This is a genomic window from Vibrio sp. SNU_ST1, assembly GCF_030563405.1.
GTDB lineage: Bacteria > Pseudomonadota > Gammaproteobacteria > Enterobacterales > Vibrionaceae > Vibrio.
In genome coordinates this window covers 351427-370000 of sequence record NZ_CP130748.1, presented here as the reverse complement: position 1 = coordinate 370000, position 18574 = coordinate 351427, and the positions used below count along the sequence as shown (strand labels likewise).

The 18574-nt window shown below is 43.7% G+C and carries 18 protein-coding genes; 10 read left to right on the top strand and 8 right to left on the bottom strand.

Translation table 11 applies throughout. The features are described from left to right. The first annotated feature begins 10 nt into the window (after positions 1–10). From lptD to Q5H80_RS01680, 6 genes are all read left to right on the top strand, one after another. Positions 11–2359, top strand: coding sequence for an LPS assembly protein LptD (gene lptD, locus Q5H80_RS01705; RefSeq protein WP_304567992.1), 2349 nt, complete (start codon positions 11–13; stop codon positions 2357–2359). Between the two features lie 43 nt (positions 2360–2402). After that, the gene (gene surA, locus Q5H80_RS01700; protein ID WP_009847824.1) at positions 2403–3698 is read left to right on the top strand and encodes a peptidylprolyl isomerase SurA; all 1296 of its coding nucleotides are present in this window, start codon (positions 2403–2405) and stop codon (positions 3696–3698) included. Next, positions 3688–4677 (top strand): 4-hydroxythreonine-4-phosphate dehydrogenase PdxA, encoded by a 990-nt coding sequence (gene pdxA, locus Q5H80_RS01695; protein WP_304567990.1) that lies wholly within the window; start codon positions 3688–3690, stop codon positions 4675–4677. Before surA ends, pdxA begins: the two co-directional genes overlap by 11 nt. Then, positions 4674–5489 (top strand): 16S rRNA (adenine(1518)-N(6)/adenine(1519)-N(6))-dimethyltransferase RsmA, encoded by an 816-nt coding sequence (gene rsmA, locus Q5H80_RS01690; protein ID WP_009847826.1) that lies wholly within the window; start codon positions 4674–4676, stop codon positions 5487–5489. Before pdxA ends, rsmA begins: the two co-directional genes overlap by 4 nt. Positions 5490–5570: 81 nt before the next feature. Then, on the top strand, positions 5571–5951 hold the full coding sequence (gene apaG, locus Q5H80_RS01685; RefSeq protein WP_086050129.1) for a Co2+/Mg2+ efflux protein ApaG: 381 nt from the start codon (positions 5571–5573) through the stop codon (positions 5949–5951). Between the two features lie 31 nt (positions 5952–5982). Continuing rightward, positions 5983–6786, top strand: coding sequence for a symmetrical bis(5'-nucleosyl)-tetraphosphatase (locus Q5H80_RS01680; RefSeq protein ID WP_304567988.1), 804 nt, complete (start codon positions 5983–5985; stop codon positions 6784–6786). Positions 6787–6971: 185 nt separating this feature from the next. Here Q5H80_RS01680 and folA read toward each other — a convergent pair whose 3' ends face one another. From folA to rplU, 6 genes are all read right to left on the bottom strand, one after another. Further along, positions 6972–7451 carry a type 3 dihydrofolate reductase gene (gene folA / locus Q5H80_RS01675; protein WP_304567986.1) on the bottom strand — a complete coding sequence of 160 codons (480 nt, stop codon included), beginning with the start codon at positions 7449–7451 and terminating at the stop codon, positions 6972–6974. A 40-nt stretch (positions 7452–7491) separates the two neighbouring features. Then, positions 7492–7965 carry a threonine/serine exporter family protein gene (locus tag Q5H80_RS01670; protein ID WP_170960623.1) on the bottom strand — a complete coding sequence of 158 codons (474 nt, stop codon included), beginning with the start codon at positions 7963–7965 and terminating at the stop codon, positions 7492–7494. Then, positions 7965–8732, bottom strand: coding sequence for a threonine/serine exporter ThrE family protein (locus Q5H80_RS01665; protein ID WP_304567983.1), 768 nt, complete (start codon positions 8730–8732; stop codon positions 7965–7967). The genes Q5H80_RS01670 and Q5H80_RS01665 overlap by 1 nt, the downstream gene beginning before the upstream one ends. A gap of 167 nt (positions 8733–8899) precedes the next feature. After that, complete coding sequence (gene cgtA, locus Q5H80_RS01660; RefSeq protein ID WP_009847831.1) at positions 8900–10072, bottom strand: Obg family GTPase CgtA; 1173 nt, start codon at positions 10070–10072, stop codon at positions 8900–8902. 322 nt (positions 10073–10394) lie between these two features. Beyond that, a complete protein-coding gene (gene rpmA / locus Q5H80_RS01655; RefSeq protein ID WP_004735905.1) occupies positions 10395–10652 on the bottom strand; it encodes a 50S ribosomal protein L27 in 258 nt (85 codons plus the stop codon). Between the two features lie 19 nt (positions 10653–10671). After that, the gene (gene rplU / locus Q5H80_RS01650; RefSeq protein WP_004740823.1) at positions 10672–10983 is read right to left on the bottom strand and encodes a 50S ribosomal protein L21; all 312 of its coding nucleotides are present in this window, start codon (positions 10981–10983) and stop codon (positions 10672–10674) included. A 268-nt stretch (positions 10984–11251) separates the two neighbouring features. Here rplU and ispB point away from each other — a divergent pair, with 268 nt between their 5' ends. Next, a complete protein-coding gene (gene ispB / locus Q5H80_RS01645) occupies positions 11252–12223 on the top strand; it encodes an octaprenyl diphosphate synthase (protein ID WP_304567910.1) in 972 nt (323 codons plus the stop codon). Positions 12224–12311: 88 nt separating this feature from the next. Here ispB and Q5H80_RS01640 read toward each other — a convergent pair whose 3' ends face one another. Then, on the bottom strand, positions 12312–12503 hold the full coding sequence (locus tag Q5H80_RS01640; RefSeq protein WP_304567908.1) for a hypothetical protein: 192 nt from the start codon (positions 12501–12503) through the stop codon (positions 12312–12314). A 127-nt stretch (positions 12504–12630) separates the two neighbouring features. Further along, positions 12631–13566, bottom strand: coding sequence for a malate dehydrogenase (gene mdh / locus Q5H80_RS01635; protein ID WP_009847834.1), 936 nt, complete (start codon positions 13564–13566; stop codon positions 12631–12633). Between the two features lie 351 nt (positions 13567–13917). Between mdh and argR the strand changes: the two genes are divergently transcribed. The 3 genes from argR (at position 13918) to Q5H80_RS01620 (ending at position 18535) form a co-directional block, all read left to right on the top strand. Then, on the top strand, positions 13918–14388 hold the full coding sequence (gene argR / locus Q5H80_RS01630; protein ID WP_004735909.1) for a transcriptional regulator ArgR: 471 nt from the start codon (positions 13918–13920) through the stop codon (positions 14386–14388). A gap of 343 nt (positions 14389–14731) precedes the next feature. After that, positions 14732–15700, top strand: coding sequence for a TAXI family TRAP transporter solute-binding subunit (locus Q5H80_RS01625; protein ID WP_009847835.1), 969 nt, complete (start codon positions 14732–14734; stop codon positions 15698–15700). 255 nt (positions 15701–15955) lie between these two features. Continuing rightward, entirely contained in the window at positions 15956–18535 is a 2580-nt protein-coding gene (locus tag Q5H80_RS01620) for a TRAP transporter permease (protein WP_304567843.1), read from the top strand. Positions 18536–18574: the final 39 nt, after the last annotated feature.

Here is an 18574-nt window from a genome sequence, read left to right as displayed (position 1 = left end):
GTTCAACTTCATGCAATCTTTTTCCCGCACCTTGTTAGCCGCGTCTATAAGTACGGCATTATACGTATCGACAACTCAAGCTGAAACAATCACCGATAGTAGTGTGCAGGAAATGCCCTCTATAGATCAATGCTTGATCGAGCCCGCTGCAGAAAACGAGACACAACTTCCCGCTCATGTTGAGTCCGATCGCTTAGAGGCTATCAATGGTGACAAGGCAATCTACTCAGGTGATGTAAGAGTTACCCAAGGAAACAAAACCATCCTTGCCGACAATGTAACGCTTCACCAACAAGAAAATATCGTTGTAGCTGAAGGCAACGTAAACTTTAGCGATGGTCAAATAAAGTCAGTGGCAGACAGAGCCACTAACAATCTGACCACCGATGAAATGACGCTCGAAAATACAAATTATGAGTTCCTCTGTGAACAAGGCCGAGGTGATGCGGTTTACATCGCAAAAACCGGAAAAGCGGTTTATGAAATTGAAGATGGCTCAATCACCTCTTGCCCTATCGGCGACAATGCATGGCGACTAAGAGCGTCAAGTATCGATGTCGACCAAAATGAAGAAGAGGCTACGTTCTACAACCCAAGGTTTGAAATTCAGAGCGTTCCTGTTTTTTATCTGCCGTACTTAACCGTTCCGATTGGTGATACGCGTAAAACAGGCTTCTTATATCCAACGGTATCATATGGTTCAAGTGATGGTTTTGAATTTGAGATCCCTGTTTATTGGAACTTAGCACCAGAGTATGACCTCAAAACCACTTTTAAGCACATGAAAGAGCGTGGTACTCAGCTTAACAGTGAATTTAGATATTTAAGCGATTTTGGTTCCGGGATGATTAAGTCTGAATACTTACCTGATGACAAAAAATACCCCGAAAAAGGCAAACGTTGGGGGGCTCAATTAGAGCACTCAGGAATATTCCAAGAATCTTGGCTGTTTGAAATTGATTACTCAAAAGTTGGCGATATCGAGTACTTCACAGATGTCAACGGAAGCGGCATTGGTAACCGTGAAGATGGCCAGCTGCTTCAAGAAGGGCAGGCTACATACCGTTCTCAAAATTGGGATGCGTCTGTACTTGTGCGAGATTTTCAGGTCCTCACAAATACGACAAACAACCTTCCATACCGCCTGCTCCCACAGCTTGAATATAACTATTATGCCCCTGAGGTAATGGAGTATTTAGATTTCGACTTGGTCAGCCATGTGTCTCTGTTTGATACAGATGCAAAAGGGAAACCATCGGCAACTCGTATTCACGTTGAGCCGGGAATTACAATTCCAGTAGGCAACACTTGGGGTACTTGGACCACAGAAGCCCGACTTCTTGGGACTTACTACCAACAAGATCTTGATGGTGTTGATACCACGAGTGACAAATATAAAGATTTAGAAAAATCAGTAAGTCGAGTTATCCCTGAATTTAGGAGTCATGCTGGTATCGTTTTAGAAAGAGATACCAAAGTTATTGGTAACTACACTCAAACTCTAGAACCCCAAGTTCAATACCTGTATGTACCAAAAGAAGATCAAAACAACATTGGTCTTTACGATACGACACTTCTGCAGACTGATTATTATGGTCTCTTTAGAAGCCGTAAATACAGTGGTGTAGACCGTATCGCTGCAGCTAACCAAGTAAGCTACGGTGCATCATCTCGTTTCTTTGATGATGAGTATAAAGAGCGACTCAATGTATCTTTTGGACAGATCTTTTATATCGACAAAGATACGAAACAACATCTAACACTTGATACTAAAGATAAGAACTCGAATTACTCATCTTGGGCTGTAGAAGTCGACTTTAATTACGACGACTACCTGTTTTATCATGGTGGTGTACAGTACGACATCGACACCACAGCAATGCAACTAGCCAACAGCACCATTGAGTACCGTTTTTCTGGTGGTTATATCCAAACCAACTACCGCTACGTAACCAAAGAGTATATCGAAGACACTGTTGATTTTAATGTTGGATCGATTACTAAAGATGGTATATCTCAAGCAGGATTACTCGGAGCCTACCAGATTTCACGTAAGTGGAGTGCCAGTGCACAGTACTTTTATGATTTAACAACCGAAGAGAACCTTGAGTGGTTAGCTAAACTCAATTACAAGTCAGATTGTTGGTATATCGGCTTCACCTATAGTAACCAATTGCGTAGATGGGAAGGTGATTACATCAACACATCGAATGCGACACCAGTATACGAGAAAAACTTTGGCTTTAACTTCGGTATTGTTGGCTTTGGTACCAATATAGGCTCTAATTCAAGCGAAGTAAGTGAAACGAGCTCAAGTAACGCACTCAGCTATGGTCGCCCATTCTTCTTAAACAACTAATTTTCTTTATTGATAACACATCGGTAAATATAAAGGATTACACATGACATTGTGGAAACGCACATTAATAGCTATCGCAGCGGCTTGTACTTTATCAACAAGCTATGCCGCACCAGTTGAACTCGATAGCGTAAAAGTGATCGTCAACGAAGGCGTGATCTTACAAAGTGACATTGATACTTCAATGAAAACACTGCGTGCAAACGCGAAGAAAAGTGGTCAAACACTACCATCGCAAGACGTGCTTAATGAACAAGTACTCGAAAAGTTGATCATCGATACAATTCAGACCCAAGAAGCGGAACGTATTGGGGTTCGAATTGATGATGCTCGACTTGATCAAGCGATTGAAGGCATTGCTAAAGATAACAACCAAACAGTACAACAACTTACTGCATCAGTTGCTGAAGAAGGCCTGAGTTACAACGCATTTCGTGAGCAAGTGAGAAAAGAGATTGCTGCAAGTGAAGCACGCAACGCATTGGTTCGTCGTCGTATTAATATCCTTCCGGCAGAAGTAGACAACCTAGCAGACATCTTAGCGCAAGAAACCAATGCGACGGTTCAATACAAAATTGGCCACATTCAACTGCGATTCAATGACGACCAAACCAAAGAAGAATTAGAAGCACAAGCGACTGATTTAGTGGAAGAGCTAAACAACGGCAAAGACTTTAGCACCATGGCATATACTTACTCTAAAGGCCCTAAAGCGCTACAAGGTGGTGATTGGGGTTGGATGCGTAAAGAAGAGATGCCAACCATTTTTGCAGACCAAATCAAAATGCAAAATAAAGGCAGCATCATTGGACCATTCCGAAGCGGTGTTGGTTTTCATATTCTAAAAATTGAAGACGTAAAAGGTTTGGAAACCGTTGCAGTTACCGAAGTTAATGCACGTCATATTTTGATTAAACCAACGGTTATCTTGAGTGATGACGGTGCGAAAGAGCAGCTTGAAGAGATCACTCGTCGCGTAAACGCAGGTGAAGCGAGCTTTGGTGACCTTGCACAGCAATACAGCCAAGACCCAGGTTCAGCTGTTCAAGACGGCGAGTTAGGCTACCAAACACCTGACTTGTACGTACCAGAGTTCAAGCACCAAGTAGAAACGTTACCTGAAGGTAAAATCAGTGCGCCATTCAAAACCGTGCACGGTTGGCACATTGTTGAAGTACTAGATCGTCGCGAGGTAGACCGTACCGATTCAGCATTGAAAAACAAAGCTTACCAAATTCTATTTAACCGTAAGTTCAACGAAGAAGTCGGTGCTTGGTTGCAAGAAGTAAGAGCTAGCGCCTTTGTTGAAGTGGTCGAGGATGACCAAGATGACAACTAAACGCATTGTCATTACAGCAGGTGAACCGGCGGGAATTGGGCCAGATTTAACTCTCGCATTATCCCAAGAAAGCTGGCCACATCAGCTCGTCGTTTGTGCAGACAAAAGCCTATTAGCAGAGCGAGCTGAAATATTAGGGATTGAGGTTGAGCTGTTGGATTACGATTCAACCGCGCCTAAGCAACCTCAACGCTCTGGAACATTGGTTGTGAAACATGTTCCACTATCTGAAGTTGCCGTTGCGGGTCAACTTAATGAAGCGAACGGCCACTACGTATTAAATACACTAGAAACCGCAGCAATTGGCTGTATGAATGATGAATTTGATGCTATTGTCACCGGCCCTGTTCATAAGGGTGTAATTAACCGAGCTGGCGTTGCTTTTAGCGGCCATACCGAGTTTTTTGCAGAGAAGTCCAACACACCGCTCGTGGTGATGATGTTGGCAACAGAAGGGCTGCGTGTTGCGCTAGTAACAACGCACATCCCGCTAGCTTATGTATCTCAAGCAGTGACCGAAGACAGATTAGAGCAAACTATTGCGATTCTGCATAAAGACTTGGTTGAAAAGTTTGCTATTGAGAAACCAACTATCTACGTGTGTGGCTTGAATCCACATGCTGGTGAAGATGGTTGCTTGGGGCGTGAAGAGATAGAAACCATCACCCCTACGCTAGAAAAAATTCGCCAAAAAGATGGCATCAATTTAGTTGGCCCATTGCCAGCAGACACCATCTTTAATGAAAAATATTTGCAAGATGCAGATGCTGTTTTAGGTATGTATCACGACCAAGTACTCCCGGTATTGAAATACAAAGGGTTTGGTCGCTCAGTGAACATCACGCTTGGCTTACCGTTTATCCGCACATCCGTCGATCACGGTACCGCCTTAGACTTGGCAGGGAAAGGCCAAGCCGATACAGGGAGCTTTAGAACAGCGCTCACGCACGCCATTGAATTAGTAGAGAAAAAGCAATGAGAAATGATGTCCACTTAGGGCACAAAGCGCGTAAACGTTTTGGTCAAAACTTCCTTAACGATCCATACATTATTGATGGAATCGTATCGAGTATTAACCCACTACCAGGCCAGAACTTAGTAGAGATCGGTCCTGGTCTTGGCGCAATTACTGAGCCGGTTGGCAAGCTTGTCGACAAGTTCACAGTGATTGAGCTGGATAGAGATCTTGCTGAACGTCTGCGTAATCACCCTGATCTGGCTGAAAAGCTAACGATCTATGAAGGCGATGCAATGAAGTTCGATTTCGAGCAACTTGTTAAGCCAAACAACAAGCTACGCATCTTCGGTAACTTGCCATACAACATCTCTACACCATTGATGTTCCACCTTTTTGAGTTCCATAAAGACGTGCAAGACATGCACTTTATGCTTCAAAAAGAAGTCGTTAACCGCTTAGCGGCAGGTCCTGGTACTAAAGCTTACGGTCGTTTAACGGTTATGGCTCAATACTACTGTAAAGTAACACCTGTGCTAGAAGTGCCACCAACGGCATTTGTTCCGCCACCGAAAGTAGACTCTGCAGTCGTTCGTCTTCAGCCTTATGAAGTACTGCCTTACCCGGCAAAAGATCTTAAGTGGCTGGATCGCGTATGTCGCGAAGGCTTTAACCAGCGCCGTAAAACAGTACGTAACTGCTACAAGAGCCTAATCGATAAGGAAGTGCTTGAAGAGCTAGGTGTAAACCCTGGCATGCGCCCTGAGAACCTGACGCTTGAACAGTTTGTCGATATGGCGAACTGGTTGCACGACAGTCACAACGCTGACAAATAATCGTAAAAGGCTCCTACACTTCGGTGAGGAGCCTATTTTTTATGTAATACTTAAAGCATACCAACAACAAAAGGTGCGAATATGGATATATCTACGCCTTGTATCAAATGCCAAGTTCATTCTAAATATATTGAAGAACAATCTGAGCCATCAAAAAATCGCTACGTTTTCGCTTACATCATTACCATCAAAAATCTAAGTAAAACAACGGTACAACTTATGTCTCGCCGCTGGCTGATTACCGACTCTAACGGTAAACAACTCACCATAGAAGGTGATGGCGTGGTTGGACAGCAGCCTGTGATTGAAGCCAATGACGAATACACATATACCAGTGGTACGGTCATCGAAACCCCTGTGGGTGTTATGCAAGGTCACTATGTGATGACCGATAACAAGGGCATTGATTTTATTACCGAAGTCGACCCATTCAGACTCGCTATCCCTAATATCCTTAACTAGTACACATCTCTACCACTTACAGGAAAATACTGTGTCGAATTATATTGTCGGAGACATCCAAGGGTGCTTCGACGAACTTCAGTTACTGCTTGAAACCATCAACTTTGATAAACAACAAGATACTTTATGGGTCGCCGGAGACTTAGTTGCTCGAGGCCCTAAATCCTTAGAGACGTTACGTTTTGTTCGTAACCTTGGCAGTTCAGCGAAGGTGGTATTGGGTAACCATGATTTACATCTACTTGCTGTATCCTTAGACCTCTTTTCAGCCAAACCAAAAGACAAGACTCAACCAATTCTTGATGCTGAAGACCGTGACCAATTGCTGGAATGGTTAAGACAACAACCCTTGATGCAAGAACACCCTGAGTTTGTCATGACACATGCGGGCATCTCACCTCAATGGAGCTTGGAACAAGCACGTACAGAGAATCGAGAGATAACGTCATTATTGAAATCGGACCGTTGGCAGTGGCTTATCGAGAACATGTACAGCAATACTCCTGATTTATGGCATAAGGATTTAAAAGGAATTGAGCGCTATCGCTATGCGATCAACAGCCTTACTAGAATGAGATTCTGTTTTACTGATGGTCGACTCGATATGGCCTGTAAACTACCACCTAACGAAATTACCACTGAGCCATTGGTGCCCTGGTTTGACCTTTCACAGCGCATTACACTCGAAAAAACCGTGTTGTTTGGACACTGGGCAGCCTTAGAAGGCTATTCAGGAAAAGATGTGATTGGCTTAGATACAGGGTGTGTGTGGGGAGGAGAATTGACGATACTTCGCTGGGAAGATAAAAAGTTTTTCACTCAAGATGCGTTATAAAAAATACGAGATACGAGATACGAGATACGAGATACGAGATACGAGATACGAGATACGAGATACGAGATACGAGATACGAGATACGAGATACGAGATACGAGATACGAGATACGAGATACGAGAAGTTTGCGTTACTGTTGGAGTAACGCAAGTATTTTTCAGAGACTAGCTATTGATAACCACAGTTAACGCTCGAGAATCACAAACTCCATGTTGTGTTTATTCTTCTCATCGGCTTGATAAGTTTCACTAAAGCTCAGCTTCCAACCTTCTCCCCAACTAGGGAACTGTGTATCGCCATCAACTTCGAGGTCGATATAAGTCAGATAGAGCTTGTTAGCTTTAGGCAGACAGCTTTCATAAATCGAACCGCCACCGATGATCATCACTTCATCAACATCGCTTACTAGCTCTAATGCTTGATCAATTGAAGTAACAGTAGTCACTCCTTCAATCTCTAAGCTCTCATCGCGGCTAATTACGACATTCAATCGACCTGGTAGAGGGCGTCCAATTGAATCATAGGTCTTACGCCCCATCACTACCGGTTTCCCCATCGTTGAGCGTTTAAACCATGCGAAATCTGCAGGTAAATGCCATGGCATCTGATTATCTTTACCAATTACACGGCTGTTTGCCATTGCAGCTATCATACTGATGATCATAAATAGAAAGTCCTGTCCTTACCTGAAAATGAAATTGAAGTTAGACGATGGGTCTACGACGATAGAATAACAGCCCCGGCACCGCCAAGCCAATCGCTAGCCCCGCGATAATGAACATCGACTTTAAGAAGTTCTCCATCAACATGGCGAGCAACTCTGGGTTATACCCTGCCCGGTTGATTTCTACCATAGCGATCATCGCTTTGAACGCGAAGACTCCTGGAACCATCGGAATCAAAGCGGCGACGGTAAATACCTTGGGGTGCGCCAACAGTTTATGTGACCAATGAACCCCGATCATCCCGACAATGGTAGCCGCGAAGAACGTCGCCCATTCTATGGGAATGCCGAAATGCATCATTAAGTAACGGCTACCGTGACCAATGGAGCCTCCAAGCGCACAATAGATCAACGCACGTTGTGGTACGTTAAAAACCAATGCAAAGCCGACGGCAGGTATGGCAGCAAAAAACATATCGTTCAAAAGACCGATTAATAATTCAAAGATAGTCATTAGCTTGCCCATCCCCACACATCCGAAAGGCTCATCGCAGCAACAATGCCTAAGCTTGTTGCCAACGTTAATAAACTAGCCATGGTGAAGCGTGCGAGCCCCATATTTATATGGCCTTTAAGCATATCCGCAACAGAATTAATTAAAGGAAAACCGGGCACTAGCATCAATACTGACGAAGCCATCACGATAGTGGGTTGACCACCAATGTTGTAGAGCACCGCCTGAGCTGAGATGGTGGTGGTGACAAAAGCGGTAATAGCGAAATTTAATAACGGATTGAAATGACGATGACCGATCTCTTGTCTCACAATCATACCGCAAGCCGAAGCTATAAACGTCATCATAAAGACCTGCCAATCTCCACCAGCAAGGCGGCTAAAAGAAGCACACGATAGCCCTATCATTACGACAACTAACCAACGGTTGTAGCGTTCAGGAGTGATCCCTTGGATCTTCTTATAAGCCAAATCATAATCGAGAATTCCCTTCTCCATCATGATGCAAATGCGTTGAATGTCGGTGATAACCTGCATATTAATGCCACGATCAGCACAGCTTCGAGTAGTCGTTATACAATGATCATCCATTACTGTTGTCACGACCAACGCATTGGCTGACAGTGCAACTTCAACCTCATTCACTCCACAAGCAATACCGATACGGCGCATAATATCACCGACCAGTGTGCTCTCGGCGCCGTGTGCCAATAACATTTGTCCTGACTGAGCGACTAACCTTGAGATCGCTCTTTGTTCTGATGCCATGATTTCCTTCCCATAGGCGTAAAGTATCTAGAAATAAATTCTGCATTAAAATTCGACAAGACATAATGATTTAGATACAAAAAAACCGCAATTTTCATTGCGGTTTAGTAAAACTATCTGTGTGCTTTAGAAGAAGCGACCAAAGTAATTATAAAAAACTCTGAGGATTAGTCGCGAACATAGATAACATGACCGTCATCTTCTTCGTCATCCCAGTCATCCCAGTCGTCGTCATCTTCAGTAACGACATTCTTACCGGCCATCGCATCTTTATGGTAGTCATCCCACATAAAGTTAACTTTTTCTTCTTCTTCAATTGCTTCAACTTCACGAGGTAGGTTCTCCATGAACTCACCAAGCTTAAAGCAAAGATCTTTGGTACCGATCTTGTTTACAGCAGAGATCTTGAAGTACTCGCCTTCCCAACCTAAAGCTTCGACGATTTCTTGAATCTTTTCGTCAGCTTCTTCTTCAGGCATTAGATCAACTTTGTTGAACACTAACCAACGAGGTTTCTGTGCCACTTTTTCACTGTATTGCTCAAGCTCATCGATAATCGTCAGTGCGTTCTGAATAGGATCCGAACCATCAATCGGTAAAATATCGATCATATGCAGAAGAACGCGACAACGCTCAAGGTGCTTCAAGAAACGAATACCAAGACCTGCGCCATCAGCGGCACCTTCGATTAGTCCTGGGATGTCAGCAACAACGAAGCTCTTCTCAGGGACAACACTTACCACACCTAAGCTAGGGATTAGCGTGGTAAACGGGTAATCAGCAACTTTCGGTTTCGCAGCAGATACTGAGCGAATAAAAGTAGATTTACCAGCGTTTGGCAAGCCAAGCATACCAACATCCGCTAGCAGAAGAAGCTCTAAACGCAGTTCGCGAACTTCACCTTTGGTGCCCATTGTCTTTTGACGAGGAGCACGGTTAACCGACGACTTAAAACGCGTGTTACCAAGACCGTGCCAACCACCTTTACCAACCATTACTTTCTTGCCATGTTCAGCAACTTCAGCAACGATTTCATTAGTGTGGATATCAACAGCGCGAGTACCTACAGGTACTTTCATGGTCATATCTTTACCACGTTTACCAGTACAGTTACCACCGCGGCCATTTTCGCCACGCTCTGCATTGTAAAAACGTTGGAAACGGTAATCGATCAGTGTGTTTAAGTTTTCATCCGCTTGGATGTAAACATCACCGCCATCACCGCCATCACCGCCGTCAGGACCACCTTTAGCGACGAATTTTTCGCGCCAAAAGCTTACTGTACCATTACCGCCATCACCGGCTTCTATTTTTACTGATGCTTCATCAACGAATTTCATTTTTTAACTCCGCACTTACGTTGCGTTACCACTCATCATGGAGTGATATAAATTCTAGCAGATCCGTGTTTAGATCGATCACCTAAGATCTAGATCGATCTGCAACCAAGGAACAAATAAGGAGAGGTTCTTTGCTTTCTGTTTCTAAAAAACAAACGGCTTCTTGAAACTAAATTGTTCCTCAAAAACCAAACTGCTTCTCAAAACCAAAGCCAGAGCGTCTACTTTTTTATTCTCGCTATAAATAAAAAACCCTGCCGAATCGGCAGGGCTTTTGAATTCAGCTTGAAAGCTAGTATAAATAATCTAATAAAAGATTAAATTACTCAGCTTCGATGCTTACAAACTTACGGTTTTTAGGACCTTTTACTGCAAATTTCACTTTACCTTCAGTAAGAGCGAAAAGAGTATGGTCTTTACCGATGCCAACGTTTGTGCCAGCGTGGAACTTAGTACCACGTTGACGAACGATGATGTTACCTGCAAGAACAGATTCACCACCAAAACGCTTAACACCAAGACGTTTGCTTTCTGAATCGCGGCCGTTATTAGTAGAACCGCCAGCTTTTTTATGTGCCATTGTTAAACTCTCCTAATACTTAAGCGTTAATGCCAGTGATTTTCACTTCTGTGAACCACTGACGGTGACCAGCTTGCTTACGCGAGTGCTTACGACGACGGAACTTAACGATTTTTACTTTATCGCCACGACCGTGTTGTACTACTTCTGCAGTAACCTTGCCACCTTCAACAAGAGGTGCACCAACAGCGATTTCTTCGCCGTTAGCAACAAGAAGAACTTTATCAAATTCTACAGTTGCACCAGTTTCAACGTCTAATTTCTCTAAACGAAGTGTTTGACCTTCGCTTACTCGGTGTTGTTTGCCACCAGATTGGAAAACAGCGTACATATTTTACTCCGCTTTTTCCGCACAGCCTATGGTTGTTAATTCTACAACTCGGGTGTGCGCTAAACTAATCAATAGGGCGCAGATTCTACGGGAATCATGCCGCTATGACAAGCCATATTTTTAAAATATTGGCGAAAACATGTTCGCCAAAGAAAAGTGCGGCAATGATGCCTTTAAGTGATGTATTAATCAACGTTTTTTAGTGTATTATTCAACAATTAAATACAACGTATAAGCCTTACAGGGTCTAACTTCAGCCGGATGAACAATGGATTTTAAAGCTATCCAAACGCTTACTGCCAATGATATGGCAAAAGTGAATGAAACAATTCAAGCCCAACTTAATTCTGACGTAAGTTTAATCAACCAGCTTGGTTTTTATATCGTTAGCGGTGGTGGCAAACGCTTACGCCCTTTGCTTGCTCTTTTATCAGCTCGTGCACTTGGTTACCAAGGTGAAGCTCACATCACCTCAGCCGCCTTTATTGAGTTTATCCACACTGCAACACTGCTTCATGACGATGTTGTCGACGAATCAGACATGCGACGCGGTAAAGCGACAGCCAATGCTGCTTTTGGTAATGCAGCTAGCGTTTTGGTTGGTGATTTTATTTACACCCGCTCATTCCAGATGATGACTACGCTTGGATCTTTAAGGATCCTTGAGCTAATGAGCGAATCAGTAAACGTGATTGCCGAGGGTGAAGTTCAACAATTGATGAACTGTAATAACCCAGACACCACAGAAGAAAGCTACATGCAGGTGATCTATTCAAAGACCGCTCGTTTGTTTGAAGCCGCAACCCAAATCGGCGCGATTCTTACAGAGTCTTCACCTGAAATCGAAACGGCGATGCAAAACTACGGTAAATACTTAGGCACGGCATTCCAACTCATTGATGATGTGATGGACTACACCGCTGATGGTAAAGAGATGGGTAAAAATGTGGGTGATGACCTAGCAGAAGGCAAACCAACGTTACCGTTGCTTTACGCAATGCGCAATGGCTCGCCAGACCAAGCGAGCATGATTCGTGAAGCGATTGAAAAAGCCAATGGTATGGAACGTCTCGACGACATTATGTCTGTCATGAAAGAGACAGGCTCGTTAGAGTACACGACCAATAAAGCCTATGAAGAAGCTGATAAAGCCATTGCTGAGCTTTCTATTCTTCCTGAGTCAGAATACAAGCAGGCTTTAACTACGCTAGCTCATCTTGCAGTAAAACGTAGCAAGTAAATAGAAGCTAAGTAGTAAATAGACAGCTATATAATAAAAAAGAGCCTGTTGGCTCTTTTTTTGATCCTGCTAGATAATACTCTGGGTCTCAATATCGACTCGATTCGAATGATAAAGGTAGTTGCGCTTCGATCTCTTCAAGTTCTTCCAACGGAACCGCATATTGCTTATGACTATTGTAAGACTCAAACAACGCGAACTGCTCTTGTTCATCGATAACCAATATCTTGCCCAAGCGACCTAGATAGTTAACATTCATTCCCTTTTGGACTCTAGCCATAATTCGATACTCTAATTCTTCGAGGTTAGAAAAGATTACGAGTGGTTGAATACAAGGATCAAAAAAGCCGATCGCAATGATCGGCTTTCGTTAACTGTCGTTTTAGCAGAGTTCAGTTATCTATCGCTTATTTAGCGAATTCAACACCAATCTCAATATCGCCATTTAGCGTTTCTAGCATGCTGTCTAGTGCATTGCGTTCGAAGTCACTCAGTTCACCGTAGCTAAGAATCGCTTCAGCGCCTTCTTTGCCAAGTTTAACTGGTTGCGCGAAGAATGGTGCGTGCTCGCCTTCACCTTCAACGTAGGCACACTCAATCACGTTCTCTTCACCTTGAAGTGCTTTCACTAGAGCAAGACCGAAACGACAAGCCGCTTGACCCATAGATAGAGTCGCACTACCGCCACCCGCTTTAGCTTCTACTACTTCAGTACCCGCATTTTGAATGCGAGTTGTTAGCGCTGCGATTTCTTCGTCAGTAAACTCAACACCTTCAACTTGAGAAAGCAGAGGAAGGATCGTTACACCTGAGTGACCACCGATAACAGGAACACGAATGTCGCCTGGATCTTTATCTTTCAGCTCAGCAACGAACGTTTCAGAACGAATGACATCAAGAGTAGTAATACCGAATAAACGGCGCTTGTCGTAAACGCCCGCTTTCTTAAGTACTTCAGCAGCGATTGGTACTGTTGTGTTTACTGGGTTAGTAATGATACCAACACAAGCAGTAGGACAAGTAACGGCAATTTTCTCAGCTAGAGACTTAACAATGCCAGCGTTCACATTGAAAAGATCCGCACGATCCATACCAGGTTTACGAGCAACACCCGCAGAAATAAGCACAACATCCGCACCTTCAAGTGCTGGAGTTGGATCTTCCCCCGCGTAACCTTTGATCGAAACAGGCGTCGGGATATGGCTAAGATCGGCAGCAACACCCGGGGTTACCGGAGCGATGTCGTAAAGTGCAAGATCTGAACCAGCAGGCAGGCGGTTCTTTAGTAGTAGGGCTAGGGCTTGACCGATGCCACCAGCGGCACCAATAACAGCTACTTTCATTGTTATTCTCCTTGAGAGCTTTCTCTTATAAATTCTTGGTAGGGTAGTTCTTGAGCTAAATTATGGTTAAAAAGTTAAATTATCGCTAAAAAACTATATTAATCACAAAGTGATTACAATCAATTAACGCTAGCTTTGCGACTTCGCGCAAGTCAATAAAACCGTGCTACACAGCAAGTTCGCATTATGGCGATAATCATTTGAAATGACAAAACAACTCGCCTTAAATAACACATTACCCCATTAAATTTTTACAGTGATATAACTAACAAATTACCGTGATTTTTTGGCGAGAACTGAATATGTATGCGAGAATATGCAAACATCTTTGTTAATGAATAAGAATGACATATGCGCAATACAGAAAAACAAGACAACTTAGTTCGAGCTTTTAAATCACTACTAAAAGAAGAACGTTTTGGTTCGCAAGGCGAGATTGTCGATGCCCTGAAGCATGAAGGCTTTGAAAGTATCAACCAATCTAAAGTTTCGCGTATGTTAACTAAGTTTGGCGCCGTGCGAACACGCAATGCAAAAATGGAGATGGTTTACTGTCTTCCTGCTGAACTTGGTGTTCCGACGGTTTCGAGCTCTTTAAGAGAGTTAGTGTTAGATATTGACCACAACAATGCATTGGTTGTGATACATACTGGCCCTGGTGCCGCGCAGCTTATTGCTCGTTTATTAGATTCATTAGGTAAGTCAGAAGGCATACTGGGTGTAGTTGCTGGAGATGATACTATCTTCATTACTCCAACCTTATCAGTTACCACTAAGCAACTGTTCGATTCTGTATGCGAACTGTTTGAATACGCAGGATAATTGCTCACAGTTTCATAACTATCAGCCATTACTATTGGATCACAAACATCTATTTAGTTCGTGATCCAAATCACATCCTAAGATATCTATCACGCCTCTCCCAAAAACCACTAACTCATTGATTTTAAAAAACTCAATAGCAAATCAAACACGAGATCCAACCGTCATTTGTTAGATTTTTTCGCTATATCTTTTAACATTTGAGTAATTTTCTGCCAATTTTTGATATTATTCAGCCACTTTTTCATCACATGGATTGAAAAAGGTGCCGTTTCCAAATAGGAAACTCCAGAAACGACTACACTTGTTTCAGGGTTAATAATGAATAAAGGAAGGGAAATTCATGGCATTTACCAAACTGATTAAAGTTGGGGCTATTGCAGCTGCTGTAATGGGCGCTGGCGCAGTTAACGCTCAAGAGTTCATCACAATTGGTACTGGTTCAGTAACGGGTGTTTATTACCCTACTGGTGGTGCAATTTGTAAGCTAGTGAACAAAGGCCGCAAAGATCACAACATTCGTTGTTCTGTCGAGTCTACTGGCGGTTCAATCTACAACGTTAATACCATCCGTGCTGGTGAACTAGATTTCGGTGTTGTTCAATCGGACTGGCAATACCACGGCTACAACGGTACAAGTAAGTTCAAAGATCAAGGCGAATACAAGAAACTTCGTGCTATGTTCTCTCTACATACAGAACCGTTCAACATCATCGCGCGCACCGATGCTGGTATCAACAATGTTTCAGACCTAGCTGGTAAGCGTGTAAACATCGGTAATCCTGGTTCTGGCGACCGTGCAACGATGGGTGTTGTAATGGACTCTATGGGCTGGACTAACGATAGCTTCAAGCTTGCTTCTGAACTGAAAGGTTCTGAGCGTTCACAAGCACTTTGTGATAATAAGATTGATGCATTCATCTACATGGTTGGTCACCCGAACGGATCAATTAAAGAAGCTACAACGTCTTGTGATGCAAAACTGGTTTCTGCAACAGGTCCACAGATCGACAAGATCGTAGCTGAAAACCCATACTACGCATACAGCACAGTACCTGCTGGTATGTACCGCGGTACAGATGCTGACGTAAATAGCTTTGGTGTTGCAGCAACAATGGTAACAACTTCAGACGTTTCGGATGAAGTAGCATACAACGTTGCTAAAGCAGTATTTGAAAACTTCGCAACATTCAAACGTCTGCACCCAGCATTTGCTAACCTGAAAAAAGAAGACATGGTTAAAGCGGGTATCTCTATCCCTCTTCACCCAGGTGCAGCAAAATACTACAAAGAAGTAGGTCTTCTAAAGTAACTCTACTTTAAGCCTACTAAACCAATAAGGAGGCTAGCCCTCCTTATTGGCTTTTCACGTTTTATAAAAATAATTTAAGTGAAAAGAACAACCCTTTAAGTTTCTCCAATTTGGAGGACTTACCTTCGTATCAAGCCTAAGACAAAGACGAACAAAGAACGCATTTCTCTATCCATTCGCTACACTAGATAGGAAAGAAATCACGTTTAGTTGCTCGTAACAAAAGGCAGACCATCAATAATAAGGATAAAGTACATGACGCAGACAACATCACCGTCTCCAGATGTGCAAGAAATGGTGGCACAATCAGATACTGGTGCGCGTAGCCCTCGTGGTATCCAAGGCCGTATTTTATGGTTTGTGCCTCTATGTTGGTCACTGTTCCAACTTTGGTATGCATCTCCGCTGCCATTCATTTTTAACTTCGCAATTTTAAACGACACTGAAGCTCGAGCAATTCACCTTACGTTTGCTATTTTCCTAGCCTTTACCGCTTATCCAGCCATGAAGAATTCGCCTAGGGATCGCATCCCAGCCGTCGACTGGATATTAGCGCTTGTAGGTAGCTTTTCAGCTTCTTATATCTATATTTTCTATACTCAACTCGCTGAACGTTCAGGCGCTCCAACAACGTTTGATATTGTTGCAGCGGTATTCGGTATGGTTCTACTGCTTGAAGCAACACGACGCGCTTTAGGTCCACCTCTTATGGTTGTGGCGGCAGTATTCCTACTTTACACCTTTGGTGGCCCTCACATGCCAGACGTTATTGCCCACAAAGGCGCGAGCCTGAACAAGGCAATGTCGCACCTGTGGCTAACAACAGAAGGTGTTTTCGGTGTAGCTCTTGGCGTATCAACGTCATTCGTATTCTTGTTTGTACTGTTTGGTGCAATGCTTGAGCGCGCGGGTGCAGGCGCTTACTTCATCAAAGTTGCATTCTCTCTGCTTGGCCACATGAAGGGCGGCCCAGCGAAAGCAGCCGTTGTAGCGTCTGGTTTATCTGGTCTGGTATCAGGTTCTTCGATTGCTAACGTAGTTACCACAGGTACCTTTACTATCCCGCTAATGAAGCGTGTTGGTTTCCCGGGCACAAAAGCCGGTGCAGTAGAAGTTGCGGCTTCAACCAACGGTCAGCTAACGCCACCTATCATGGGTGCTGCGGCATTCTTGATGGTTGAGTATGTAGGCATCTCGTATGTAGAAGTAATCAAGGCGGCGCTATTACCAGCTCTGATCTCTTACATCGCCCTGATTTACATTGTTCACTTAGAGGCATGTAAAGCCGGTATGACGGGCTTACCTCGTCGTCACACACCAACTATCGTGCAAAGCCTACTCTCTTTCACTGCTACTATCTTAGGCCTATGTGTCATCAGTGCTGCGGTTTACTACGGTGTCGGCTGGACGAAAGATGTCTTTGGCGCTGCAGCCACACCAATTGTGACTGTTGCTCTATTAGTCTCTTATATCGCTCTGGTTCGTGTTTCGGCTAAATACGCAGCTGAAGGTGGCATGGAAATCGACGAGAACCTAACAGAAGTTCCTGATCCAGGCCCAACGATTAAGTCTGGCCTTCACTTCCTACTGCCTATCGTGGTTCTAGTTTGGTGTTTAACGGTTGAACGTTTCTCTCCAGGTCTGTCAGCATTCTGGGCGACTGTGTTCATGATCTTCATTCTGATCACTCAGCGTCCTTTGATGACTCTGATGAACAAATCAGACGATCTTGCAGAGCAAACTAAAGCAGGTTTCGTTGACCTAGCAGAGAGCTTGGTTTCAGGCGCACGTAACATGATCGGTATCGGTGTAGCGACAGCTGCAGCAGGTACGGTCGTAGGCGTGGTAACGCTTACAGGTATCGGCCTTGTAATGACCGATTTTGTTGAGTTCATCTCCGGCGGTAGCATCATTCTTATGTTGCTTTTTACTGCGGTAATCAGCTTAATCTTAGGTATGGGCTTACCAACAACGGCGAACTACATCGTTGTTTCAACATTGATGGCGCCAGTAATTGTTACCTTAGGTGCAGCGCACGGCTTGATCATTCCACTGATTGCGGTTCACTTATTCGTTTTCTATTTCGGTATTCTTGCGGATGATACGCCTCCGGTAGGTTTGGCTGCATTTGCGGCCGCTGCGATTGCTAAATCAGACCCGATTCGTACCGGTATTCAAGGTTTTACCTACGATATCCGAACCGCGATATTGCCGTTCATGTTCATCTTCAATACCCAACTACTGTTGATGGGTATTGATTCTTGGTGGCACTTAGCACTGACGATTTTCTCTTCGGTTACTGCGGTACTTATCTTTGCAGCAGCGACACAAGGTTGGTGGTTCACTAAGAACAAGTGGTGGGAAACTATACTGCTTATCGTTCTGACCTTCTCTTTCTTCCGCCCTGGTTTCTGGTGGGACATGATTTATCCAGAGAAAGTTCTTTCACCTGGAGTTGAGATCGCTCAAATCACAGAAAGGCTGGATGTGGGACAATCACTTGAGTTGAGAGTCGGTGGCGAAAACTTAGAAGGTAACTATTCTGAGAAAACAGTTCGCCTTCCGTTTGAAGATTCTGCGACAACAAGTGAAGACCGCATTGCTTCAATGGGCCTAATGCTGACACAAGCTGACGACAAGATGATTGTTGATATGGTTGAGTTTGGTAGCCCAGCAGAAGCCGCTGGCATTGACTTTGATTGGGAAATTAAATCCGTTATTCAAGATGCAGAACGACCAATGAAAGAGTGGGTATTCTTACCTGCCCTATTGATTTTGATTGGTTTAGCGATGAACCAAAGAAGGCGTGCTCGTAAGGATGAGATTAGCGCGTAATGGATAGAGCCAAATAGCGCTCTACTCTATTTGGCTTTT